Here is a 23,177-nt window from a genome sequence, read left to right as displayed (position 1 = left end):
AACCTCCTAAAGCAGCGGCTTCAAAATAAGATTAAACAATTGTATGATTTGATTCCGCATTTCGATCAATGGACCAAACACAAACTGTCCCAGCGGTGTGATCACGAATATGAGAAAAATAATGATCCCATATTGTTCAAATTGCGTCATTTTCGCCCGGATACGGGGGCTGACGACGTCCTCAATAATTCGATACCCATCCAGCGGCGGAAGTGGTAATAAGTTAAATAGGAACAAGATGACGTTTAAGTTAATAAAGATTAAAAAGAAATTATCGACTCCCGGCTCAAAGCGCATGATCCACTCCCCGCCAAATTTCTGAAGAAGCACATACACAAAAAAGCCCAAAAACGCCAGCACCAAGTTACTTAATGGCCCAGCAATGGAGACACAAATCCCTGCTAAGCGCGGTTTTTTAAAATGGTAACGATTCACCGGTACAGGTCTCGCCCAGCCAAACCCGGCCACAAAGATCAAAATCGTTCCGAATACATCGAGATGCTTCAGTGGATTTAACGTCAGTCTCCCTTGATTCTTAGCCGTCGGGTCTCCGAATCGGTACGCAACATATGCATGCGCCAGCTCGTGCATCGTAAATGCAACAACAAGCGTAATGGCGACATATGGAATAAGTTCTAATGGATAAACAAGAAATTGGTTCAAAGGCATGAATCCCTCTTTCTTTCTATACAATGATTTACTTCATTCAGTATACTATAAGAAGTCCCTTAAACTAAAGGGAAGCGTAGCATTAAAGGAAAAAGGAGGTTTTCGCCATGCCGATTGTCACCGTTCAAATGCTTGAAGGAAGAACAGACGAGCAGAAAAGAGCTCTTGTGGAGAAAGTCACTGATGCCGTTGTAGAAACAACAGGCGCAGGGGCAGAAAAAGTCTCTGTTATTATTGAAGAAATGAAAAAAGAACACTATGCCGTAGCAGGAAAACGCATCAGCGACCTGTAAGCATAAAAAAAGGACAAGCACATGGGTGTTTGTCCTTTTGTCTCTTATTTTATTTATCTGTACCAAGCTTTATTACGATTCACTTGATTTTTATGAGCCGCATCAAAGAAATCGACTGTGTAGGAATAATCATAATTCATTAAGCAGACAATGCCGCTTCCTTGAGGGTCGTGCGGTAAGCCAAAGTTATGACCGTATTCATGCGTAGCCGCTTTTGCAGTGTTCGCTGTTCCTTGATCAAGGTTAACGGCGAATGCACTTCCGCTTGGTGCACTATTGTAGACATAAGCGATTCCGCCAGCATCAAAGTTTGGATTTGCTGTAAATCCAGTGACAAAATCGTATCCTCTGCCATCAAAGCTGCGCGCAAGGTTGGAAAGGATTTGTGATGAATTTGATCCCGAAGACGTCCAAGATCCTACGGCTTGTACGACAAAGTCCACATCATGATCACGGTTAAACGTGACATCTGCTTGCTCGATGATGCTGACAATCCGTGTTTGCCAGTCACTATATTTCGCACGATACTGCGCATCAGCGACCGCATAGACAGTGACCTTCTGACTGCCTGTGCTTGCTTTTGTTGAAATAGAATCTCCTGTATTGGCCTTAAAGGTTCTCGAGCCTACCTGCTTACCAGACTCATCTAATACCTTTGTTGTCACATCTCGTTCAATTGGAGGTGCTGTCGTCAAATCTTTAAAATCTTTTGCTTTTGGCAACCCCTCACTAATATGGGTTTCGAACGGCGCATGACCATGATCATGCCCATGACCTGCACTCGCTACTGGTGCTGAAGCTGAACTTACCCCCGGTAACAAACTACCTACCAATAAAAATGACAAAAAGACTGAACGCTTTTTCATTCCTATCCCTCCTTTGTTTTTCACAAGGTTATATATTCACTGAAAATTCACCATTTTCCTTCTATTCAGTCAAAAACAGGGAATTAGATGCACAGGAAGAAAGTCGAATTACGTCATTTTCACTAATTTTTCGGATATTTTGACACACATTTCATCGAAAAATAGCGCTTTTGGTCTGGGTCTTACAAAACAAAAAAAGCCCTAAAAGTCGGGCTTTTGTTCAACTAGTTCAATTCCTTCAACTGATCAATATAAGCAAGGGCCGCCTCAAATTCTTCGTCCGTATAGCGCTGCTTGCTTTTAATGGTGAAGACCTTTTCCTTCACCTCATCTTCTGGCAGGTTATCAAAATATAAAATCGTTGAGACAAGCTCTAGGAAACGGGATGATTGCTCGTTCATCTGCTGCGTCAGCGCTTTGAGGTCAGGCATGTCCACTTCACACTGATCGAGAAACTCTTTCCCATTGTCCGTCAGCGAATAGCGATATTGATAGTATCCGCCCTTTTTTTCCTTCATTTCGTCCAAGAATCCAAGGTTGCACAGCTCTTCAATTCTGAGCGTCAACTCCTCTGAATAGGGGCCATAAAAATGAAAATCGTATTTCTCGTAAAAAGGCAAATCTAGCTTTTTTGCTATGTAAATCATCTTTTGCAGCTTCTTCCGACCAACGATTTCCCCTGATTCAGAGAATACCTTCATCAACTTTGCATGCTCTTTCAACAAATTCCCGACATCTCCTTTTTCAGTACTTCCTTATCCCAAACCAAGCAGCTTCATGATCGCCTTTTTTTCTTCAGCTTTTTCCGACATATCTACAATTAAGTCCATCGGGAAATAAAGTTTATGATCGGTTCTTCGTTTACCGGAAATGGCGTCAACAATATCCGACTGTCTCGACAGTTCTTTAATATGACCGCTTTGCGTCAAAAGGTGGATTGGCAGCCTCTCTTCTTCCTCCCCTGGTCTGTAGAAGTCATAGGGCAAGTCAGAGGAAGAATCGACCACTAAATAATAGTCAGGATCAATTCCTGCCTCCTTGAACAAGGCGGTCAGCTTGAAATATTTCGTCATTTCTTCATTTGGATTAAACTCTGTATATTGGAACAAACGGCGGTTCATAAAACGGCGGCACAAATCAGCCAGCACGTGATCTTCTTCATCTTCCCACGCCTGAAAATAAAATAAGACAATGGATTCATCCAGCTTAATATAGTCCTCTGTGGTGACATTCCCCTCAAAGATTGAATAAAAGTGAACGGGGGCATGTGTAAAAATATAACCCGTTTCATGCAGCTCTTTTGCCCGATGAAGGATTTTCGTTAAAATCACTTCCGCACTGCGTGTCACTGGGTGGAAATAGACTTGCCAGTACATTTGATAGCGGCTCATAATATAATCTTCAACCGCATGCATCCCGCTCTGCTTCATCACAATCTGATCTTCTCTCGGGCGCATCACACGTAAAATACGTTCCATATCAAAGTGGCCGTAGCTGACGCCTGTATAGTAGGCATCACGCTGCAAATAGTCCATTCGGTCGGCATCAATTTGACTTGAGATCAAACTGACCACCTGTTTGTTTTGATACGTTTTGGCAATGACTTCAGCCACATGCTTCGGGAAATCATCACTCACCCGGCAGAGCACTTCATTGACTTCCGTCTGCCCTAAAATAATATCTCTTGTAAACGATTCATGGTCTAAGTGGAAGACCTTTTCAAAGGAATGAGAAAATGGACCATGTCCGAGGTCATGAAGCAAGGCTGCACTAAGTACAAGCTCGCGCTCCCCTTCATCCCATTCAGGCCGCCCTTTAAACACATCATCCACAATTCGTCTCACAATCTCGTATACACCGAGTGAATGATTGAATCGGCTGTGTTCTGCACCATGAAACGTCAAATAAGTAGTTCCTAGCTGTTTAATTCGTCTCAGGCGCTGAAACTCTCTTGTTCCTATTAAATCCCATATTAATGCATCCCTTACGTGAACATAACGGTGCACAGGATCTTTAAATACCTTTTCCTCAGATAATTTCCCTTTTGGATACGCCATCGTTTCGTCCCTCTTTTTTTAAGACGTGTTTCTATTATATCGGGTAACTTTTCCCGAAAACATCCTTGAATTTGCTGGTGAATGTGTTCTCAAAGATTGCACGGACGTAAAAAGCCCGACCTGACAGGGACGGACCTCTTTTTAGGTCGACTGAACACATTCAGTGACATTTATTTGACTTTTTTTTGAACCTTTTCGAGTAATTCATCTTCTGTTGGTGCGGATAATGGGCGATTGTTCACAAACGCAAAAGCTTTTTTTCGTCCTGGACCACAATAGGATTGACAGCCGATCTCAATTTTTGCATCAGGATCAACCGATTTGAGTCGAGGCAATAACGTCTTTAGGTTCGTCGCATCACAATCGTCACATACGCGAAACTCATTAGCCATGGTCTTACGCTTCCTTTCAATGATGATACTTCATTCTATATGAAACAGTTGGACAGCCAATCGTGAATAATATACCACCCAACATTGTACATCGAAGCGGCTGGACTTGCAAGACGCTTTGCCACCCCAATCATCCGCTTACATAAAAGCTAGTATTTTCCACTATCCTTTTAGCAAACTTGTATAAACCTTCTTGAACTTGGCTAATCTAATACCATCAAATCATATGGGGGTTTAAACACATGTCAAAACAAAGACAAGATGCTTGGTCAGAGGAAAATGATCTCCTCCTGGCAGAAACCGTCTTACGTCACGTCAGAGAGGGCAGTACGCAGCTAAATGCGTTTGAAGAAGTAGGAGACAAGTTGAACCGCACCTCAGCGGCATGCGGTTTTAGATGGAATGCTGTCGTCAGGCACCAATATGAAAAAGCGCTGGCACTTGCCAAAAAACAACGAAAACAACGGATGCGCGCACTTGGCAATGGCCAGCCTGCGAAAAAACGATTACTTTATCAGCCGCAAGTAGAAGAAACGGTCACTCAAGAGGAATTCTCACAGGAATTGGAGCCAGCAAAGGAAGAAACATTTGCACCAGCTGCTGAAACAGCCGAACAGCTTCAGTTTGTGGATCAAAGCTACAATGAAGAGTTAGCTAGTTTATCACATTTATTGTCACAGGCTGCTCCTGCCCCAAATACCGCAGAGAAAAAGCCGGAAGCAAATCCATTTAGGCAGCATCAAGAATTAACCATGGACGATATCATTGATTTCTTACGCCGTTATGAAGGCGATGGTCAGCAATCCACTGCCTTACGTATGGAAAACAGCCGCTTAAAACGAGAAAACAATGAGCTTTCTCATAAAGTCTCGCAGCTAGAAGCTGAAGTGAAAAAGCTTGAAAAGGATCAGCTCACGATTCAAGAAGATTATGAAACACTCGTGAAAATCATGAACCGTGCAAGAAAACTAGTTTTGTTTGAAGAGGACGATAGTGCCGCACCAACCTTTAAAATGGACCGGAACGGCAACCTCGAAAAAATGGCAGAATAACAAAAAGTGCTCCCCGCCTCGGGAAGCACTTTTTTAAATGCCCAAAAATAGCATCATACTAAAAAGGACATTGATCAAAAACACGAACATAAAAATATATCTGACCTGCCTTACCTGAAAATCACCAAACATAAAAATATAAAGACCTGCGATGCCAAGTGTCAGGACAGGCTGAAGAAATGGCACTAAAAGCGAAATGCCGTAGCCGGCTCCCATGATGACAGGAAGCCATAGTAAATAGAGGTAACCGCCGTTTTTGGATTTCAAGAAACCACTCCCTCTCTTTCTTCTATCTGCTTGATTTCAGGCTGAACAAACTTGAGTCCGGCCATTGTGCGGCCGCGTCTTTGTGATGTCCAGACTGCAATCGCCGGCTGATCTGTGAGAGATTCTGTGTCAATGGTGATCAGCACTTTCTCATGTAATTCAATTGAAGCTTCAGACTCGATTTTGCACCCAGATAAACTAATATCATGTATGTTCACCGGCACCTTCTCTTCTAACCGGCCCTCATAGGACAGCGTGCCTGTCACGCTTTGCAACGGTCTTCTCACCCATTTGCGCCTTATAGCCCTTGGTACTTTCTCCGTTTCTCTTACAAAGCGGAGAAATGTCCGAACAGCATAGGATTTTTTCTCACGATCCGTTATCGATACATGCTCTCGTGTGAATAAGAAGCGGATCAGTGATAGATACTCTGATTTTTCTGTATCAGTAAAAGCAACACCAACCATCAGCTTGTCTCCATCTGGATGGCTCCAAACCACATCACACGCCACACTTTGATCCTCTGAAAAGAACAATTGCATTTGTCCTTGATTTAAAGAAGAAGCTTGATCCAATGGAATGGATAGACGCGCACCTGAATCACTCATATCTAGTAGAAAACAAGCAATCGACTCATCTTGATGATCAGAACAGAGCTGCCCCTCTTTTTCTATGACAAACCGCTCTGATTTTCGATAACGCGGACGATCAAACGCCACAATCAGTGCCATGAATAGACCTGCACCGTTATAAAGCACCCAAAAAATATTAATCAACGTGAGATCAGCATTCATCGTCCCATTTACCTTCATATCGTATCCTATTTTCACAAGGACAAGCAATGAGAGCAGCAAGAAGATCAAATGAGGAATCATCGTTTTCAAATGAAAATGTCTCTTGTCCGTTTGAATTCCCTTCGGCGTGACAAGGAATTCAACCCTCTTCTTCAAAAACAGCTCACTTAAAGCTACACCAGCCAGATGGAATGCCATAGAGCTTTCGTAAATATGACTCCAAAACATACTTCTTTTTTGATTCGACACCAGTTTAAACGCTAAATACGAACTAAAGAACGCCGGCAGCCAAAACATAAAAATGGACTGGAAATCTGCCCAGAAACTTTGAATACCAAATAATAAAAACAATATTGGTGTAAGAATGTAAATCATTTTAAACAAACCGTTAAACCAATACACAATGCCATCTAAATAAAGAACTCGCTGCATAAGCGTTAAGCCGCGAACCTTCAATGGATTAAACTTACGGGCGCACTGAATGTTCCCTCTCGACCACCGGTCTCTCTGCTTTAACAGATCAAGCCAGCTTTCAGGTGCCAGACCGACGGCTAATACTTCTCCGACAGACACAGATTTGAACTTCCCTTGGAGAAGCATTCCGGTCGCCATGTCTTCTGTAATCACTCCAGTAGCAAATCCGCCAATTTCCTCTAAGGCCGTTCTTCTAAATACAGTATTACTCCCGACATACATCACCGCATTGAACCGATCCTTACCAGCTTGGAGGGTTTGCATAAAGAAGTCCTGTTCATTTGGAATTCGATCCTTCGAGAACATATTATATTGGAAAGGATCTTCGTTATAAAACGCCTGTGGAACTTGAACAAACGCAGTCGCTCCATCATGAAAGTAAGGCACTGTCTTTTCTAAAAAGGCAGGAAGGGGGACCATATCAGCATCAAGTGTGAGAATCAGCTCCCCATTCGTTTGAGACATCGCATGGTTTAAATTACCCGCCTTAGCAAACTTGTTATCTGTTCTTGTCAGATAATGAACGCCAAACTCAGATGCAAGCTGCTCCACAGACTCCCTCTTGCCATCATCACATAAATAAATGTGGACGCTGCCTTTTGGATAAGACAGATTCAAACAGCCTGCCACCGTGCGTTTCAGCACTTCAATTGGTTCATTATATGTAGCTATGAAAATATCAACTGTTGGCAGCCTGTCCAAATCACTGATCATGACTTGTTTTCGATTTGAAGGCTTCCAAACAAGTGTATAAAACACAAGCAGCTGTAAAAATCCAATACATTCACAGGCTACAAGCAAGATGCCCATTATCATATTAAATGTACCTTCATGCGGCAGTGTAAAGAAGAGACGCCAGCAAATATAGGCAGCATTTGTTAACACACAGAGCACAATGATGATTTTTTTAACAGTAGAGGCCAGCGGCTGAATACGATACATCACATACAACACAGACAAAACACAAAGCATCAACAGCGGGTAATACGTGGTGAATAACGACAACAAATTTACCTTCTTTCTTACGCCATAAATGACTATCACATATAAAATTTCATAACAAAGGAGGGGATTTTTTCATCACATTGCCCCTCCAAATCTATTCAAGCAGCCAAATCAACTATTATTTCCATATCCTATCTAACTGATTTGAATAAAAATCAATCGCTTTTCGATAACTTAAAATAGCAGGATCTTTTGTCGTTTCAGTTAAACAGTTCAGTAATATTTCCATCGCTTTGCTATGTTCCTTTAAATTATACAAAGTCATGGCATAGAACGTTTGAATGGCTTTGTTGCCCGGATAAGTTTCCATCCCTTTTAGGAATATCTGTTTTGACTTTTCATATTCTCCTAAATTTCTGTATGTACTTCCTAACCCTAGTAAAGCGTCTTCTAGTTCTTCTGAAGACAATCCTAACTCAATGGCCCTTTCATAAAAAAAGACAGCTTGCCTTTCCTCTCCTAACAGGTCATAACTCCAGGCACATTGATAATGAATAGAGGCATCGTCTGGATACTCCTCTGCAAGATGAGACAGCATTTCATTTGATTCTTGAAGATGTCCACTTTTTCGAAGTTCAATGGCTTTTTCAAGCTTTGTTTCCATCACTTCACCTCTACTCTTTTCAAGATGAAAAGGCTGATATTTATGAAAACACCTTTTCATTCCGCTCAATCATCCGCGTCATGTTTTTCTCAAATTCCAGCTGTTCTTCTGCGTTCAGGCCCGAGGATGTCAGCTGATCACTAAGCTTTTGAAGCTCCTCTAGTAATAAACGCATGAGAAGCGTACAATCAATTGGTTCACCGATTAATTCTGATAAGGATGCCATCGTATCCGGCTGTATATCAGGAAATACTGCCTTCACTTCTTGCCGTTTATCCTTTAAGGCGGCGTCATAAAAACGGCGGATCAAGTCGGCACGTTCACGCCCGCTTCCATCTGCACACAAATAAATTTGCACAGCAACCCCACCGCGTAATCTACGCTGAGAAATGCCTGCAAATTTCTTTCCATTGATACTTAAATCGTAGCTGCCTGGACAATAAGAGCCGACTATTTCATAGGCTTCAATGTCCACATCATACATAGACAGCATCCGGCGAATCAATTCCACCATCGCATCATATCCGCGGTCAATATCAATGCCCTTCTTTTGTTCCGCAAAGATTAAAGACACATTCAGTACACCTTCATCCAGCACCACAGCAAGACCGCCTGAGTTGCGCACAATCACTCGATATCCCTCTTCCTCAAGCAGCTTTACGCCATCTTGGAGAAATGGAAGTCTTGTATCCTGAATCCCAAGCACAATCGTATTGTGATGCACCCAAGAACGGGCTGTCGCTGGTGAAAGGCCCTTCCCCACCGACGCGCAAAGCGTATCATCCATCGCAAAGGATTGCTTCGGGTCCACATAAAGACCAAGACTCGACTGATCGATAATCCGCCATTTCGGCTGTGTCAGTAACTCAATAGGTTCATTTTTCATCTCCTGCATATCCTCTCGTACATAAACTGTGTTTATTATAACATGTGATGAATGGAGGGAGAATGCAAAAAGCTCTATGACATTTGGCGTCACAGAGCGTTTCAGTTGGATGATTTGGTTTTCTTGTTCTTGCTTTTCATGTTGAAATATACAGAGATATCATAACCACAAAACCAGCAGTAATCCATGGATTCCAAGGCAATGTGAACATCTCCTTTATGAGATTACACTTCTATGATACAGCCCTCACTCACCCATTTCAGAAAGTTTTCGGTCAGGAGCTCTGCATGCTGAGGGTCCATTACACCAGCATCCACGATCCATACCTTTTTCTCCTCTTCAGCCAGCCGCATGAGAAGTACTCGTCCGCCACCATCGTCGCCAATCGCCACATAGCCGCTCGCATATTGCTGAACCTCCCATGTTGCATTGCGTTCCGCAATGTCCTCAGTGCCGTATAGCAGCACCTCACCGCCAATGGAACATCCATTTGTATATTTCAGCAGTTCCTTATAAAAATGGGGCAGCAGCATGTTTAGCTGGGATTCTGCCTCTTTGATATGTATGCCACTGGCTGGTTTGTTCACGTGCAGATGTGGGATTTGGGGTAAATTGATCATTTTTAAGGCCTCCTCTATTTTAAGTTGCTGATTTTTTCATCACCCTTTTATACAAACGAAGAAGCATTTTTAAAAGAAAATAGAAAATGACCACGTCAAGTATAAAACCCCACAATAGAAATTCAAAAGCATGATGTCCGTGCAGAACTAGCCAATCAATAGGGAAACCGCGATAATCAGCATCTGAGTAAGAAACTCCTCTCAGCAAAGCTGTTCCTATAACAATCAGAACACTGATACTTAATAGCCAGTTGGATGTTTTTTTGTTTTGTTTATGTTCCATAGTCATTCCTTTCTCTGTTTTGCTGCCCGATACAAGACTTGATTCCAGTACTACAGACAACCGTCCTATCTATGACAGCATTTCTTTAAGCAAACTCTCTGCTTTATGTAATTCATCTAGAAAGGGGTTTAGATAATCATTATAACTATCCAAATAAGCTCTCACCCCGCCAATGATCAAAATCTTTTGGAGATCTTCATTGTTCTGAATGATCCTTTGTGCATTTTTATATCTTTTGTATATTAATTGGAGAACACCTTGATTGATCTCTTGTGGATATTCTTTTTCTAGGATGTTAATGACTGTTTGGATTTGTTTCGTTAGTTGTTGTTTTTTGTTCATTGAACGCTCCTATTTTCAAGGTTTTATTTAAATCATTCAATGGTACTTTACTGTTAATAATATTTATTGATCTTTGATGATACACATGCGCTATCATATTTCAGCCCAAACTGCCCCAGTTATGAACCTACAGAAACCGGTTTTGCCAACGATCAACTTGAAGCATATTTCGCTAACTCATAAATAATAAAAAGGCCCTCTTACCGAGGGCTTGTCAATTGTTACTCATCTGCCAATTCCCATACTATTTGACCATCTACCAAAATCTTATTTGGTGGATCATCATAAAGAGATATCTCAACTAAAGAGCTTTTCTCTTGAATTAACCAATCGTATACACTGCCACTGTTTTCATTAGGATGAGATAGAATATCATTTACTTGGAATGCAGCAGCAATATATTCTGTAAAATGAATATCATCTTCATCTAACATATTATTTGTTTCAAAAACTGTATCTAGTTTTCCTAAGAGTTTCAATCCACTTTTCCATTCCAATATCATATCTTTTTTCTCATACTTTATTAATGTTCCAATCAAAGAATCATAACCCATTTTTTACCTCCAATTCATCATTTTAAGGCCTCGCTGGTACGATGTGAGCACCATCTTTCCCATAATGTATCATTCCCTTATTAGTCTCTTCATACTTTCCAGTATCAATATTATAGTATTTTCCTATCGCTTGGCCAAAGTCTATCCTTTCTTTATTCTTACCCAATTCTTTGCCTGTCCCTGCATATTTATCCAGCAATTCCTGTGCCTTTTTATTATCTCCGTAAAAAATGCTTTTCTTTTTTCCATTTGCTATTTCTTGCTTATAATTTGGTGTTTCTGGAATATGTTTTTCTTGAGCTCCTGATTTTACTTTTGCAGGGAAACCATTTACTTCACGGTACGGTCCTTTTGGTACGGATTGTTTACCGTAAGTAGGTGTTTTAACCCTCTTCACATTCTTCCCTTGTTCCAACCTAAAAACATATTTCCCAACCTTCACTATTTTCGTTATTGGGATGATAGAGGCGGCGGATAGTGCTTGGTCTGTGCTGCTGATATTTTGGCTGGTTTCTGGGTCTTTGCCAGTAACGGCTCGGTAGCCGTCGTAGATGCCGCTGTATTCTAAGATGATGTTTTCGGTGGTTGAGACGACTTCACCGTCTAATATGCGTTTAGCGTTGCCACGGCTGCGGCTTTCTGGAATTTGGTCGACTTCTTCTATTCTTATTTCGCCGTTTGCGATATACGTTCGGATGATTTGTTTATTGGCATAAACGGTGTATCTTCCACCAATAAAATCAATATCCGACGGATCCGTGACGACTTCATCTGCGATGTCGAATTCTTTTAACTTTTTAATGTCTTTTACGTTGTATAGTCTACCATTTATGACTCTGATATCTCTATGAATCTTGTTTTTCCCGTTCACAGCTTCCTTTTGTAATGTCGTAAGCGATGGATCGTTTGCTGTGACTTGTTTACTGATGTTTTTATGGTTGTCATTCCGAACAACCGTCTCCACATTCGCCTGTTGTTTCTCTTTCAGTTTCTTCAGCATGATCATCAATGGATTGTCTTTTGGGTTGTCTATTTTATCTTTCAATCCACTGATGGTACTGCTTACTTTTTCTTCTTTTCCATCTTTGAAAATAGAACCCTTTTGATAGCTCGTGATGTCGATTTTTGGGCCGGTGAACATGGTACTTAAGGTATCTATGTATTGCTTCATTGTTTGAAGGGAGCTTTTGGTTTCATGTAAAGCACTTGTCTGCTCCCTGTCAAATGCATGAAGCAAACCAATAGTTCTTGATGTCTCAAGCCATGCCTTTTGATAGTTCTGCTGAAACACTGATTCGTCTACATTTGGCAAATGAACAATATGACCAACTCTGCCGATGGCATGGTTTACCTCTGATACAATTTCAGAAATCGTTCGTTCAGCTTTTTTTAAGCCTTGATCAAGATCATGTTCGATAAATGCTTGTGATATATAGCCGTGCTCATTTGATTCTAGTGCGTGAAGAGTCTGCTTTGTGTTTTTCAATGCGGCGCTATATTCCTCAATGACGGCCTGGAAGAATTGCAGGAAAGGAATATGGCATTCTGTATAAAAGGCGCAGATGGCTTGTCCCGCCTCTCCCTTTAGTGCGCCATCGAGTGAGATGATGTGATTGATTTGTTTTTCTAGGAAGCTGATTTGCTGTGACTGCTGCTTTAACGCATTCAGCGTTTGATCTATTCCGTTTATTAGCGCAAAGGCGTCAAGGGTTTTCATTGCGTTCTCCTTTATTTTCTTTTACTGCTGGAAGCAAGCGCCTTGTCCGTTTCAATCATGGTGTTCACCGCTTGTTCTGTTTGTACAAGCTGTTTCTGAAGAATGCCTATATAGGATGTACTTAATTCGTTCAGCTGCTGATTGATCTTTTCTAATGTGTCTGCCGTCAGGAGATGATTTCTCCCTTTGATGGTGGTTGGAAGGGCTGCATTCATTTGAGCGCCTGATTGCTTTGCATGCTGTAATACTTGTTTGACCTGACTGGCATCTATTTTAATTTCTCTCGTCATGTGACTACCCTCTTTTTTCTTCCAGTTGTTTCTGCTTTTCTTTCTCTATTTTTCTTTCAACCGAATGAATTTCATGTTCTAACGAATGGATATCCGATGTTAAATCACTGATTTTCTCATTGATTCGATTTAATAGATTGGTTAGCTGTACACCTTTTATTTCCTGACTAGCGGAAGCCATTTCGTCTCGAATGTCATCAAACGTGTCTGCCAAATGGCCAAACCATGTATGTGATGTCAGGTCTGGATGAGTGATTTTTTTGCTGGCATCTGACAGGGCCCATTTTGCCTCTTTGATTTCTTTTCGGCACATATTGAGTTCGATGATTTGTTCTTTTTTGATAGATATATCTGCCTTTAATGAATACAAGGCTGCTTTATATCCGATGATTGCTCCAGATATGGTCAAACACCTCTATTCCTTAAATAGTCCTCCGTTATGTTACCATTTACTATCACAAGAGGCATATGATTGAAAGTGAATTTACCAAAAAATGAATCGTATGTATTGGGTTTTAATACCTATTTCCCGCGCACAAAAAGCTGGATCCATTTACTGAATCCAGCTTTTTATTGCTTATTTGAGCGATTCACCTGCTGATGCTGATGCTGATGGATGATCGCTAAATGAGGTGTCTTTCTTTTCAGGAATATAATGGAGAGAGAAACCAACAAGACTAAAAAAGGCACTTAGCACCAATGTTGGGTTTTTGAATAGGTTCGTACTTGCAATGATCATATCTCCCTTTTGCAAAAGAATCCCTAGTATTTGACCGAATACCAACAGGGCTCCTGACGTTAAGAACAGGACAAGCAGCACTTTAAATAAAAATTCCATCAATGCTCTCATGTGTTTCTCCTTTCTATACTGGAAGTATTCCCATTCCGATGAGCCAGCCAATTCCTACGATCGGCAGCATATAGTAGAGAATCAGCGGTATAAACGTTTTCTCCGGTCTGGCTCCTGCAAGACCAGAAGCAATGAAAATTGATCCTGATGCCGGCGGGGAAGCGCCTTCTGTTGATGAAAAAGCAAGAATGGCGACAACAGCCACAACTGGATCCACTCCGACTGAGACTAAAGCTGAAAATGAGACAAGTCCAACAGCTGTTAATGTGGCTGTAGAAGATAATGGTCCAGCCACCAGCGTGACAAGAATACCCACAATGAGCACCATGAGCCATTTCGGAATGGTAAGCACTGATGTGATTTGCGTCAAATCTTCTGCCAATCCTAATTCAGCAAGCACCTGACTAGCAGCAACAGCAAACAGCATCAAGGCACCGATCGTTGTAAACTTAGGTATAGCCGACTTGAAAAACTGAGACCAATCTAGTGCAGACGCCTTTTTTCTCCCAATTGTTAAACTAATCAACATCATGAGAATCGGAATCCACGTAATTAAAGAAATTTGATCCATTGCCTCTGGTCCAATGTTTGGATTACTTTTCAAGTAGTTTGCCAGCGGACCTATCGTGACAATGATAGGAATCAAGGCACCGAAAAAAATAAAGATCGACTTCCACCCTTGTTTCACAGCTTCCCTAAAAGGAAGAATATCATCTGGCGGCATGGCCTGAATTTTATTCTTTTTCACCAGAATATACACAAGAATAAAACGGTATACGACTTGATACAGCCCTCCTATTAATAGGGCAATATATAAATCTCCCTCAGATACAAGGGCTGCAATTGGTGCAAACCCCAGCATGATAAACATTGAAGAGTTCGGAGGCAGTGCCGCCCCAAGTCCGCCATTCCCTGCTAAAATGGTCGCTGTATGCGTTCGGCTCCAGCCTGATTTAATCATCCAAGAGGCTGTGATAGAGCCAGTGGCCGCTGTGTTTGCAGAATTTGAACCTGAAAGTGCACCTAAGACTGCTGAACCTAACGTACTCATATAAGCCGCTCCACCGGGAAGTTTTCCTACAACCGAATTTAAGATTCGCAAGAGTGCATGAATTAATTCCAGCTTTTCGATTAAATAGGCCATGAATACAAATGCAACAGCTGCATAGAGCACCTCATATGTGGATGCAAATTTTAATCCATCCCAGAAAAGTCTTAATGCATCCAATCCGCCAAATAATGTGGTTGCAATAAAGCCTAATAGCATGGCTTCTCCCATATTCCGCTTCACGACGACATTCCATATAATGATGACAGCTATGAATACAATCAACGCAATAAAACCCATATCGTTTTTTCGCCTCCCCTTCGTTAAATAAAACGCTTACAATTTATTGCCCCTGCTGCATCACGTCAATGACTTCTTCCCAGCTGGCCGGCTTTTTCCCATTAAACCGTTCAGCGAATTGAAAGTCTGCTAATCTCTCTAGCTTCTGTTGTGCTGCCCGAGACATACTGGCATCAACCTCTGCTTCATCCAACATTTCAATCGAGCCAAGAAGCTCGATCGCGCGTCTTTTCGCATGAAGTGCACTCCCTGTCACAAGACGGTTCATGGTCTCTTCAAAACTTTTGCTATCCATTGTATCGCTTAGTGAAGAAATCACTTGATGTTCCACGTTGTACTTTTTTGAAATTTCCAAAAATTCAACCATGAGACCAACGATCCCCTTCATATAAACGCTTCTGATCAGCTTCAAGGCCGAAGCATCTCCTGGCTGGTCACTGATTTTTTTAATATTCATGCCATAAGCATTCATTACTTTCATGAATTGGTCAGTTCCACTGCCGCTTGCCGTGATCGGAACCTTGTGTTTGTTAACTGGAAGAGGCCCTAGCATGGCAGCATCTACGAATAGAGCTTTTTGCTTTTCAATTTCGTTTGCCACTTGTTTTTTGATGTCTGGTGTTGATGCCGATACATCTACATATAATTGATTCTCTTTCAAACTTCCCGATACGGATTGGGCCACTTCTAAGGTTTTATTCGCTGGCACAGCAGCAATGACAATATTAGATTTCTCAATGACTTCACTAATACTGCTGGTTAATTGAACTCCTGTCTGCGATGCTTTTTCCTTCAACGCGCCAGCCAATTTCTCGTTTTGTAATAGTACATCATACGCATAAAATTGATCTAATCCTTCTGTTTTCAATCCTGTTGATAACTCATATGCAGCTTCTCCATATCCAATAAAGCCTATCTTCATCACAGATTCCCCTATCCCTGATATTTTTTCATTCTGCCTTCCAGCCATGCCGGTGCTAAGAGACTGATGTCTTGCTTTCCTTCGTTCATATACTGTTGAATCGTTTGTAATCTTTGATTTTCATACGCTTGTTTCTCTTCCGCTAGTGTCAGCAGGTGTTCCGCCTTTTCCTTTGGAACGATGACGACTCCATCATCGTCAGCAATGACTAAGTCACCTGGTGCTACTTTGACACCGCCGCACGAGATGATTTGATTCAATTCCCCAGGACCATCTTTAAAAGGTCCATTTGGCATAAACCCCTTACTGTATATCGGAAAAGCCAGTTCTTCTAAAGCGAGTTTGTCACGAACAAGCCCGTCAATCACGATTCCTTCTATTCCTGCAGCCTTTGCTACACCTGCCATCAATTCCCCTAAATATGCATGACCCTTATGGTCTTTTCCATCAACAATCAGTACATCTCCTTCTTTCGCAGAATAGATCGCTTGATGAAGAAATAAATTATCCCCTGGCCGTAAGCTGACGGTAAAAGCTGTACCTACTATATCCATGCCTCTTGCAACTGGTTTGATTTGATGATCCATTGCGCCGGTGCTTCCCATCACATCTGCCAGCAAGGTCGAGTTCAGTTTTTTTGCCCGATCTATTAGATCATTTGACACGAATTGAACAGTACCCATTGTTTCCATCATCCCCTTTGAGTTATATCCATTACATTTATTTTTATATAAAGTAATATATATTACTTTTGTGATAAGATCATACCATCTCATTTTTATTTAGTAAAGCGCTTTCAGAAAATTTTAAAATAAAAAAAATGAGTCACCACACGACTAATGTGTTGTGTGATAACTCATTTTCGTTAACATATGATTGATTTGATCTAAACGAGGTTTTGTCCTTTCAGGATCATTAATGGCTAAGGCACTTAAAATGTAATCTACGATAAAGATAGCAGATACGACAGAGTTATGAGAGCCCGCACTTGCTGAGGAACACGGTAATACATATTGTGCATACTTAGTTAGTGGAGAGCTGTAGCTGTCTGTAATTAAAAGCACTTCCACCCCATATGACTTCGCTGCCTCCAGCAAGTCCTTTATACGCTTTGCATAGCGAGGATAGCTGACCGCTATAATGAAATCATCAGATTGAAAATGAACGAGTTCATCGACCCAGTCGCTTTTGTCCGCATCAATATATTGACAGTTCCCCAAGAGCCGATTGATTCCAAATGACAGATACTCACCAACAGGTCTTCCACTTCGGACACTTGTACACAGAACCTGGCGGGAGCTGGCTATTTTTTCAACAATATGCTGAAAGGTTTCTTCTGTGATATTGTCTAAAGCGTACTGGATATTTTGAAATTGCAGCTCTACATGATTATGCAGGAGCTTACTTTTATTTGAATGTTTGAGGTTCGCTTCAAGTCTCGTTTGAGGGGCAGCTTTATGCTTCATATTTGATTGAAGCTCTTTTTGAAGCTCGGAGAAACCGGAATACCCTACAGCAGCAGAGAATCTCATGATGGTCGCTGTACTCGTCCCTACTTTTGACGCCAATTTATCTACAGTTAAAAACGCGACCTCCATCGGATTGTGCACGATATAATCTGCAATTCTCCTTTGTGCCTCGGTTAATCCCGCGACCTTATGCTGAAGCTTATGTATGAAATCGTCCATTATAGCACCTGCCCATTCTATCGGCTTTATCTACGATCAAAATTTTTTCTTTTCCCCTATATTGTACACATTTGTCATCAAAAAAACAGCCAGCACGAATCTATCGTACTGGCTGCCTTTGTCGAGATCATTATAGTGCTTGAGCTGCTGTGATAAGCGCAAGGTTGTAAACGTCTTCGGCATTACAGCCTCTTGATAGATCGTTTACTGGCTGGTTTAAACCTTGAAGGATAGGACCTACAGCTTCAAAGTTACCTAAGCGCTGTGCAATTTTGTAGCCAATGTTTCCAGCTTCGAGGCTAGGGAAAACAAATACGCTGGCGTCGCCTTTGATGACGGAATCTGGCGCTTTTTTCGCTGCTACTGAAGGAACGAAAGCTGCATCGAATTGGAATTCTCCATCAAGTACAAGCTCAGGTGCCTTTTCTTTTGCAATGCGAACTGCTTCAGATACTTTTTCTGTTTCGTCTGATTTTGCTGAGCCTTTTGTAGAGAAGCTAAGCATTGCCACACGTGGTTCGATATCAAACATTTTTGCTGTGTTTGCACTTTCAATCGCAATTTCAGCTAGATCTTGGCTGTCTGGAGCAATGTTGATTGCGCAATCAGCAAACACATATTGCTCTTCGCCGCGAGCCATGATGAAGACGCCAGATGTTTTCTTTACGCCTTCTTTTGTTTTAATGATTTGAAGTGCTGGACGCACTGTGTCAGCAGTTGAGTGTGCCGCACCGCTCACAAGCCCGTCTGCAAGACCTTTATAAACAAGCATTGTACCGAAGTAGTTTTCATCCAGTAATGCTTTTCTTGCTTGCTCTTCGGTTGCTTTGCCTTTACGTCTTTCTACGAAAGCTTGTACAAGCTCTTCAAAACCTTCATATGTATGAGGATCATACACGTCAACACCATCAAGTGTAAGACCTAATTCTTTTGCTTTAGCTTCAACTTCTTGTTTTTTTCCTACCACAATTGGCTGCAATACTTTGCCATCTGCTAGTTTTTGAACGGCTGTTAGAATGCGTTCGTCCATTCCCTCAGGAAAAACGATCTTTACTCCTTTACCTGCAACCTTTTCCTGAACTGTTGAAAAAATATCTGCCACTTCAATACCCTCCTTGATTTTACAAAAAAAGCGTTCTCTTTTAAGCATACTCTTCTTCTACCTAAATTCAAACTACCAACTTGTATTATAGCGCTTACAAATTAAATTCTTATTTTTCAAACTAATTTAATCAATTTTGAGAAAAGCTGTTTTCTTCGTTCAAGTTTTGATCACATCTCCATTTGGACAAACTATGTTATAGTTGGAACAGATGGAAAACTGTTAATAGGAGTGAAAGAAATGAGCGAACAACATACAACAAATGAAGCAGCTCAAACACTAGATGGCTGGTATGCGCTGCATGATTTTAGAACAATCGACTGGACAGCTTGGAAGCTGCTGACAAGTGATGAGCGCCAAGCCATCATTCATGAATTCACAGGTCTATTGGAAAAATGGAAAACAGCTGAGCAAGATAAAGCTGGAAGCCAAACAATCTATAGTATTGTCGGCCAAAAAGCAGATATTATGCTCATGATTTTACGTCCGACAATGGAAGAACTAGGTGAAATTGAACTTGAATTCAACAAAACACGACTAGCAGAGTTTACGATTCCAGCTTATTCGTATGTTTCAGTTGTTGAGCTCAGCAACTACTTAGCAGGAGGCGGCGATGGCGGAGATCCTTACGAGAACCCGCATGTACGTGCGCGCTTATATCCAGAGCTTCCTTCTTCTCAATACGTGTGCTTCTATCCAATGGATAAAAGACGTTCTGGCAATGACAACTGGTACATGCTTTCCATGGATGAGCGTAAATCTCTTATGAGAAGCCACGGTTTAATTGGCCGAAGCTATGCTGGGAAAGTAAAACAGATCATTACAGGTTCTGTTGGTTTTGATGATTATGAGTGGGGCGTTACCCTTTTCTCTGATGATGTGCTTCAATTTAAAAAATTGGTTTATGAAATGCGCTTTGATGAAGTCAGTGCACGCTACGGCGAATTTGGTTCATTCTTTGTTGGAAACCGATTAGCAAACGAGCAGCTGGCGTCTTATTTCCATGTATGATAAACTCTTAAGGCTTCGGATCTTTCCGAAGCTTTTTTATGTATTTGTTTAGAAAGGTGATCACATCTTCATTTTCAGGATAAGTAAGAAACAAAACTCCTAACTCACAACAATACAGTGTGGAGTAACATCATTTTATTTCTTTAGCCTGCTTTCAATAAATTGAAGTGTGTCAGCTGCTATTCTATTTCTAGATAGTACAATTCCAGCATGCCCACAACTGTATACGTGCCTTTTAGGTTGATTCCATCTATTCCACAGAGTATCAGCATCGTTTATGTCAATATACATGTCATATTTTCCTGATATTAAGAGTACATTTTCTTTGTCTACGAGAAGTTTTGCTTTACTAGGGTTCATAATATCCCAAGCTTTGTCGAGTTCTTCATACGTTGTCCCATGTTCCTCCAGATCTCTTCGTATATACTTCCCAGGAAGAGTGTTCCAGATGGAATGCGCAAGATTGTTCGCATAAAAAGCTGATACAACAATATTCACGTCTTTCTCGACTGTTGCTAATAAGTTTGTTAGCCATCCTCCTAAACTCATACCAACTACGATTATGTCCCCACCTTCATTTTCCTTGATCCATTTAATCAGCCCTCTAAGTTCAACAATAGCTTGCTGGGAGGATTGCACTGTTCGACTTATATTGGCGCTAATCATGTGTTCACCAGAATATGTTGAATTTTGTGGTTCCCTATCGAAATGATAAGGCAGCGTGTAGTAATACATATTCCAATCATAATGTTTAACGATTTTATTGTAAAAAATCTTCTTGATTCTGTCGTATGAATCCATTCTCCATCCATGTACAAAGATTACATTAGGCTTGTGCTTTGACTCTTTTCGTAAAAACACTTCCCCAGAAACCTTGTCATTCTTATCTTCACCAGATTTGATGCTTGAATTAAAAGAAAATATTCCACTTTCTAAGTTTGCTGTATGGTTATCGATGTGAAATTGTAAATCAATTGGCTGAGCACTAAAAAAACGTTCCCTATTACCTACGTCAATAGGCAAATTATTATAGTGACTTTCTTTGCTTCTTGTTCTGTGCATATCCATTAATGCTGCGTAATCTATTACTTTTAAAAGCTTCAAAAGAATGAACTCCTTTAATCTCAAATTATTACTATACAAATATTTCAGCATAAAAAGCTGAAAAGAATACAAAAGGCTAAAATAAAAATCATTTTAGCCCTTTGTCAACAATCTGAAAATTTTTTATTTCACCACGGTCATTTTTGGCTCTTCTATTTGTTTCAAGCGTTCCTGAATGGGATGAGAAAAAGACTGCTCTGACAAGACAATATGTGAGACAGTTTTTGTAAATCCAGATACTTCTTGAATAAAGGCTTCAATTTCTTCAAGAGAAGAAACTGACAGCTTAATGAAAAAGCAAGACTGCCCTGCCACTCGATAAGCAAAAAAGGCGCGTGGATGCTCATTCATAAAAGTCACAAAACGCTGATACTCCCCATTTAACACCGTAACTTCCAGCAGGCAGTCAATCAGAAGCCCTAATTTTTTATAATTGACCTGAACAGAATACCCTTCGATAATCCCTGCATCCTCTAATTTACGCACTCTTTCTGCTACCGCAGGTGCTGATAAATTCACTCGTTTGGACAATTCCCTCATGGATAAGCGGGCATCTTCTCTCAATTCATTTAAAATATGCACATCTACATCGGTGATTTTCATTCGTACCTCTCCTGTCCAAAAATCGTTCCATTTGAAAAGTATTTTATGATAATACTTATGATGCGAAATGTAAAATAAAACTAAATAATGGTAGAATTTATTTTAACGGAATTGAATGAAAAAGCAAGTATGGAGGGATCACTTGATGAAAGAATCTTTAGACAGCCAGGCTTCTAAAACATTTCCCATCACACTTGCCATTGCACTCACACTTGGCGTTTTTGCGGCGGGATCGGAAGAGCTGGTGATTTCACCACTGCTGCCTGATTTATCAAACTCCTTTCAGCACTCTCTTGATATTCTCGCCCTTTCCATCAGCATTTATGGGTTAGCTGTGCTGGTTGGGGCTCCGCTGCTCGTTCCTTTAGGGGACCGGTATTCAAGAGAGCTGTGTTTGATTATTGGGCTGTCTTTCTTTTTGATTGGAACAGTGATGTGTGCTGCTGCCCCAAATTTGGCCTTGTTTTTTGCAGGCCGTGCTATTTCTGGGCTGGCGACTGGTGTATTTGTGCCAACAGCCTATGCTCTCGTGGGCGACCGGGTTCCATATGAATATCGCGGCAAAGTGATGGGACTCATTGTATCGAGCTGGTCTCTTTCTCTTGTCCTTGGTGTGCCCATTGGCGCCTTTATCGGTCAAAGTTTGAACTGGCGCTGGACATTTTGGATTTTCGCCATGATGAGCCTCGTTGTCCTGCTGCTCGTCATCCTTGAATCTCGAAAACAAGTCGCAGCAGCTGATAAGAAGGCACCTCAAGCTAGGGAGAAATCAGGCGCTTTATGGGGGGCTTTGAAAATCGAACGTGTTCCTGCCTATTTGACCGTGACATTTTGTAACATGCTTGGATTTTATGGCATGTACTCATTTTTAGGAGCTTACCTGCAAAGTCTGTTTTCCGGAGGGCAATCAACAGCTGGACTTCTGATCATGGCTTATGGTGTTGGCTTTTCCATGAGTATGTTTACTGGGAAATTAGCAGATTGGTTTGGCAAAACACGCTCACTTTTCTTTGTGCTGGGCGGCATTACGCTCGTTCTTGCCTTGCTTCCTTATGCACCGTTCTCATGGACATTGCTCATTTTTGCTTTATTTATTTGGGGTGCCATGCAAAGTTTATCTGTCACGCTTTTGAGCACCGTCCTAAGCGACTGCTCCCAAACCCACCGAGGCAAAGTGATGGCTTTTTACAGCCTTGCTTCCAATCTTGCCGTTATGCTTGGATCAGCTCTGATGGGACCTGTTTATGTCCATTTCGGCTATCATACGGTAGGGCTTGTATGTGCACTCATTACGCTTGTTGGTTTTCTCATCAGCTTCGTCAGCTATAAACGCGAAAAAACTTTACAGCAGAAACATAAAAATACATTTGAAACGTGAGCTCAT

28 protein-coding genes are annotated in these 23,177 nt (G+C 41.2%); 4 read left to right on the top strand and 24 right to left on the bottom strand.

Annotation, left to right across the window (positions count from 1 at the left end; all coding sequences use genetic code 11):
- Positions 1 to 6: 6 nt before the first annotated feature.
- Entirely contained in the window at positions 7 to 663 is a 657-nt protein-coding gene (locus JJ692_RS03930) for a site-2 protease family protein (RefSeq protein ID WP_225315513.1), read from the bottom strand.
- 113 nt (positions 664 to 776) lie between these two features.
- Between JJ692_RS03930 and JJ692_RS03925 the strand changes: the two genes are divergently transcribed.
- Complete coding sequence (locus tag JJ692_RS03925) at positions 777 to 962, top strand: 2-hydroxymuconate tautomerase (protein ID WP_012011601.1); 186 nt, start codon at positions 777 to 779, stop codon at positions 960 to 962.
- A gap of 53 nt (positions 963 to 1,015) precedes the next feature.
- On the opposite strand, the gene JJ692_RS03920 is transcribed toward JJ692_RS03925, so the two are convergent.
- From JJ692_RS03920 to JJ692_RS03905, 4 genes are all read right to left on the bottom strand, one after another.
- A complete protein-coding gene (locus JJ692_RS03920) occupies positions 1,016 to 1,828 on the bottom strand; it encodes a zinc-dependent metalloprotease (protein WP_103131736.1) in 813 nt (270 codons plus the stop codon).
- 224 nt (positions 1,829 to 2,052) lie between these two features.
- Positions 2,053 to 2,553, bottom strand: coding sequence for a YwgA family protein (locus JJ692_RS03915; protein WP_024426378.1), 501 nt, complete (start codon positions 2,551 to 2,553; stop codon positions 2,053 to 2,055).
- 30 nt (positions 2,554 to 2,583) lie between these two features.
- Positions 2,584 to 3,885, bottom strand: a complete 1,302-nt coding sequence (locus JJ692_RS03910) for an HD domain-containing protein (protein ID WP_044330970.1) — start codon at positions 3,883 to 3,885, stop codon at positions 2,584 to 2,586.
- Between the two features lie 170 nt (positions 3,886 to 4,055).
- On the bottom strand, positions 4,056 to 4,277 hold the full coding sequence (locus JJ692_RS03905; RefSeq protein ID WP_003215259.1) for a YuzB family protein: 222 nt from the start codon (positions 4,275 to 4,277) through the stop codon (positions 4,056 to 4,058).
- A gap of 242 nt (positions 4,278 to 4,519) precedes the next feature.
- Between JJ692_RS03905 and JJ692_RS03900 the strand changes: the two genes are divergently transcribed.
- Positions 4,520 to 5,329: an RsfA family transcriptional regulator gene (locus JJ692_RS03900; RefSeq protein WP_025093853.1), complete on the top strand. Its 810-nt coding sequence runs from the start codon at positions 4,520 to 4,522 to the stop codon at positions 5,327 to 5,329.
- A gap of 33 nt (positions 5,330 to 5,362) precedes the next feature.
- Here the strand turns inward: JJ692_RS03900 and JJ692_RS03895 are convergent, their stop codons facing one another.
- The 17 genes from JJ692_RS03895 to pta all read right to left on the bottom strand — a co-directional run bounded on the left by JJ692_RS03895 (position 5,363) and on the right by pta (position 19,075).
- Entirely contained in the window at positions 5,363 to 5,596 is a 234-nt protein-coding gene (locus JJ692_RS03895; protein WP_206534249.1) for a DUF5970 family protein, read from the bottom strand.
- Entirely contained in the window at positions 5,593 to 7,869 is a 2,277-nt protein-coding gene (locus JJ692_RS03890) for a glycosyltransferase (protein WP_206534248.1), read from the bottom strand. The genes JJ692_RS03895 and JJ692_RS03890 overlap by 4 nt, the downstream gene beginning before the upstream one ends.
- Positions 7,870 to 7,987: 118 nt before the next feature.
- Positions 7,988 to 8,473, bottom strand: coding sequence for a tetratricopeptide repeat protein (locus JJ692_RS03885; protein WP_206534247.1), 486 nt, complete (start codon positions 8,471 to 8,473; stop codon positions 7,988 to 7,990).
- Between the two features lie 40 nt (positions 8,474 to 8,513).
- Positions 8,514 to 9,359 carry an octanoyl-[GcvH]:protein N-octanoyltransferase gene (gene lipL / locus JJ692_RS03880; protein WP_151862813.1) on the bottom strand — a complete coding sequence of 282 codons (846 nt, stop codon included), beginning with the start codon at positions 9,357 to 9,359 and terminating at the stop codon, positions 8,514 to 8,516.
- Positions 9,360 to 9,583: 224 nt separating this feature from the next.
- Entirely contained in the window at positions 9,584 to 9,997 is a 414-nt protein-coding gene (locus JJ692_RS03875) for an SMI1/KNR4 family protein (RefSeq protein ID WP_277602659.1), read from the bottom strand.
- A 1-nt stretch (position 9,998) separates the two neighbouring features.
- Positions 9,999 to 10,262, bottom strand: coding sequence for a hypothetical protein (locus JJ692_RS03870; RefSeq protein WP_103131738.1), 264 nt, complete (start codon positions 10,260 to 10,262; stop codon positions 9,999 to 10,001).
- A 69-nt stretch (positions 10,263 to 10,331) separates the two neighbouring features.
- Positions 10,332 to 10,604, bottom strand: coding sequence for a hypothetical protein (locus JJ692_RS03865; protein ID WP_024426384.1), 273 nt, complete (start codon positions 10,602 to 10,604; stop codon positions 10,332 to 10,334).
- 221 nt (positions 10,605 to 10,825) lie between these two features.
- The gene (locus JJ692_RS03860; protein ID WP_073207773.1) at positions 10,826 to 11,158 is read right to left on the bottom strand and encodes a hypothetical protein; all 333 of its coding nucleotides are present in this window, start codon (positions 11,156 to 11,158) and stop codon (positions 10,826 to 10,828) included.
- Positions 11,159 to 11,180: 22 nt separating this feature from the next.
- Positions 11,181 to 12,875 carry a T7SS effector LXG polymorphic toxin gene (locus JJ692_RS03855; RefSeq protein WP_073207776.1) on the bottom strand — a complete coding sequence of 565 codons (1,695 nt, stop codon included), beginning with the start codon at positions 12,873 to 12,875 and terminating at the stop codon, positions 11,181 to 11,183.
- Between the two features lie 11 nt (positions 12,876 to 12,886).
- Positions 12,887 to 13,165, bottom strand: coding sequence for a YwqI/YxiC family protein (locus JJ692_RS03850; protein WP_024423785.1), 279 nt, complete (start codon positions 13,163 to 13,165; stop codon positions 12,887 to 12,889).
- 4 nt (positions 13,166 to 13,169) lie between these two features.
- Positions 13,170 to 13,568, bottom strand: coding sequence for a YwqH-like family protein (locus JJ692_RS03845; protein ID WP_024426388.1), 399 nt, complete (start codon positions 13,566 to 13,568; stop codon positions 13,170 to 13,172).
- A 174-nt stretch (positions 13,569 to 13,742) separates the two neighbouring features.
- Positions 13,743 to 14,015, bottom strand: a complete 273-nt coding sequence (locus JJ692_RS03840; protein WP_073207778.1) for a hypothetical protein — start codon at positions 14,013 to 14,015, stop codon at positions 13,743 to 13,745.
- 13 nt (positions 14,016 to 14,028) lie between these two features.
- The gene (locus JJ692_RS03835; protein WP_024426389.1) at positions 14,029 to 15,363 is read right to left on the bottom strand and encodes a TRAP transporter large permease subunit; all 1,335 of its coding nucleotides are present in this window, start codon (positions 15,361 to 15,363) and stop codon (positions 14,029 to 14,031) included.
- 43 nt (positions 15,364 to 15,406) lie between these two features.
- A complete protein-coding gene (locus tag JJ692_RS03830) occupies positions 15,407 to 16,285 on the bottom strand; it encodes an NAD(P)-dependent oxidoreductase (RefSeq protein WP_206534245.1) in 879 nt (292 codons plus the stop codon).
- Positions 16,286 to 16,296: 11 nt separating this feature from the next.
- Positions 16,297 to 16,968, bottom strand: coding sequence for an RraA family protein (locus JJ692_RS03825; protein ID WP_206534244.1), 672 nt, complete (start codon positions 16,966 to 16,968; stop codon positions 16,297 to 16,299).
- 153 nt (positions 16,969 to 17,121) lie between these two features.
- Positions 17,122 to 17,973: a MurR/RpiR family transcriptional regulator gene (locus tag JJ692_RS03820; RefSeq protein WP_044331000.1), complete on the bottom strand. Its 852-nt coding sequence runs from the start codon at positions 17,971 to 17,973 to the stop codon at positions 17,122 to 17,124.
- 130 nt (positions 17,974 to 18,103) lie between these two features.
- The gene (gene pta / locus JJ692_RS03815; RefSeq protein ID WP_024423792.1) at positions 18,104 to 19,075 is read right to left on the bottom strand and encodes a phosphate acetyltransferase; all 972 of its coding nucleotides are present in this window, start codon (positions 19,073 to 19,075) and stop codon (positions 18,104 to 18,106) included.
- A 240-nt stretch (positions 19,076 to 19,315) separates the two neighbouring features.
- Between pta and hemQ the strand changes: the two genes are divergently transcribed.
- Positions 19,316 to 20,086: a hydrogen peroxide-dependent heme synthase gene (gene hemQ, locus JJ692_RS03810; RefSeq protein ID WP_024423793.1), complete on the top strand. Its 771-nt coding sequence runs from the start codon at positions 19,316 to 19,318 to the stop codon at positions 20,084 to 20,086.
- A 135-nt stretch (positions 20,087 to 20,221) separates the two neighbouring features.
- Here the strand turns inward: hemQ and JJ692_RS03805 are convergent, their stop codons facing one another.
- Together JJ692_RS03805 and JJ692_RS03800 are read right to left on the bottom strand one after the other, a co-directional pair.
- Positions 20,222 to 21,190: an alpha/beta hydrolase family protein gene (locus tag JJ692_RS03805; protein WP_133744443.1), complete on the bottom strand. Its 969-nt coding sequence runs from the start codon at positions 21,188 to 21,190 to the stop codon at positions 20,222 to 20,224.
- Between the two features lie 123 nt (positions 21,191 to 21,313).
- On the bottom strand, positions 21,314 to 21,793 hold the full coding sequence (locus JJ692_RS03800; protein WP_122631615.1) for an Lrp/AsnC family transcriptional regulator: 480 nt from the start codon (positions 21,791 to 21,793) through the stop codon (positions 21,314 to 21,316).
- 145 nt (positions 21,794 to 21,938) lie between these two features.
- Here JJ692_RS03800 and JJ692_RS03795 point away from each other — a divergent pair, with 145 nt between their 5' ends.
- Positions 21,939 to 23,171, top strand: a complete 1,233-nt coding sequence (locus JJ692_RS03795; RefSeq protein WP_206534243.1) for an MFS transporter — start codon at positions 21,939 to 21,941, stop codon at positions 23,169 to 23,171.
- Positions 23,172 to 23,177 lie beyond the last annotated feature (6 nt).

It is taken from the genome of Bacillus sp. 3a, assembly GCF_017161885.1.
Lineage (GTDB): Bacteria > Bacillota > Bacilli > Bacillales > Bacillaceae > Bacillus > Bacillus safensis.
Note: the sequence above shows the minus strand (reverse complement) of the source record. Positions and strands in the feature narration are given on the sequence as shown.

Excerpts from the sequence above, each read along its gene's own strand:
- JJ692_RS03800 (WP_122631615.1), bottom strand. The coding sequence starts at position 21,793 with ATGAAAATCACCGATGTAGATGTGCATATTTTAAATGAATTGAGAGAA.
- JJ692_RS03795 (WP_206534243.1), top strand. The coding sequence starts at position 21,939 with ATGAAAGAATCTTTAGACAGCCAGGCTTCTAAAACATTTCCCATCACA.
- JJ692_RS03825 (WP_206534244.1), bottom strand. The coding sequence starts at position 16,968 with ATGGGTACTGTTCAATTCGTGTCAAATGATCTAATAGATCGGGCAAAA.
- JJ692_RS03900 (WP_025093853.1), top strand. The coding sequence starts at position 4,520 with ATGTCAAAACAAAGACAAGATGCTTGGTCAGAGGAAAATGATCTCCTC.
- JJ692_RS03910 (WP_044330970.1), bottom strand. The coding sequence starts at position 3,885 with ATGGCGTATCCAAAAGGGAAATTATCTGAGGAAAAGGTATTTAAAGAT.
- JJ692_RS03870 (WP_103131738.1), bottom strand. The coding sequence starts at position 10,262 with ATGGAACATAAACAAAACAAAAAAACATCCAACTGGCTATTAAGTATC.
- JJ692_RS03855 (WP_073207776.1), bottom strand. The coding sequence starts at position 12,875 with ATGAAAACCCTTGACGCCTTTGCGCTAATAAACGGAATAGATCAAACG.
- JJ692_RS03905 (WP_003215259.1), bottom strand. The coding sequence starts at position 4,277 with ATGGCTAATGAGTTTCGCGTATGTGACGATTGTGATGCGACGAACCTA.
- lipL (WP_151862813.1), bottom strand. The coding sequence starts at position 9,359 with ATGAAAAATGAACCTATTGAGTTACTGACACAGCCGAAATGGCGGATT.
- JJ692_RS03865 (WP_024426384.1), bottom strand. The coding sequence starts at position 10,604 with ATGAACAAAAAACAACAACTAACGAAACAAATCCAAACAGTCATTAAC.
- JJ692_RS03850 (WP_024423785.1), bottom strand. The coding sequence starts at position 13,165 with ATGACGAGAGAAATTAAAATAGATGCCAGTCAGGTCAAACAAGTATTA.
- JJ692_RS03885 (WP_206534247.1), bottom strand. The coding sequence starts at position 8,473 with ATGGAAACAAAGCTTGAAAAAGCCATTGAACTTCGAAAAAGTGGACAT.
- JJ692_RS03835 (WP_024426389.1), bottom strand. The coding sequence starts at position 15,363 with ATGGGTTTTATTGCGTTGATTGTATTCATAGCTGTCATCATTATATGG.
- JJ692_RS03860 (WP_073207773.1), bottom strand. The coding sequence starts at position 11,158 with ATGGGTTATGATTCTTTGATTGGAACATTAATAAAGTATGAGAAAAAA.
- hemQ (WP_024423793.1), top strand. The coding sequence starts at position 19,316 with ATGAGCGAACAACATACAACAAATGAAGCAGCTCAAACACTAGATGGC.
- JJ692_RS03820 (WP_044331000.1), bottom strand. The coding sequence starts at position 17,973 with ATGGACGATTTCATACATAAGCTTCAGCATAAGGTCGCGGGATTAACC.
- JJ692_RS03920 (WP_103131736.1), bottom strand. The coding sequence starts at position 1,828 with ATGAAAAAGCGTTCAGTCTTTTTGTCATTTTTATTGGTAGGTAGTTTG.
- JJ692_RS03840 (WP_073207778.1), bottom strand. The coding sequence starts at position 14,015 with ATGAGAGCATTGATGGAATTTTTATTTAAAGTGCTGCTTGTCCTGTTC.
- JJ692_RS03925 (WP_012011601.1), top strand. The coding sequence starts at position 777 with ATGCCGATTGTCACCGTTCAAATGCTTGAAGGAAGAACAGACGAGCAG.
- JJ692_RS03830 (WP_206534245.1), bottom strand. The coding sequence starts at position 16,285 with ATGAAGATAGGCTTTATTGGATATGGAGAAGCTGCATATGAGTTATCA.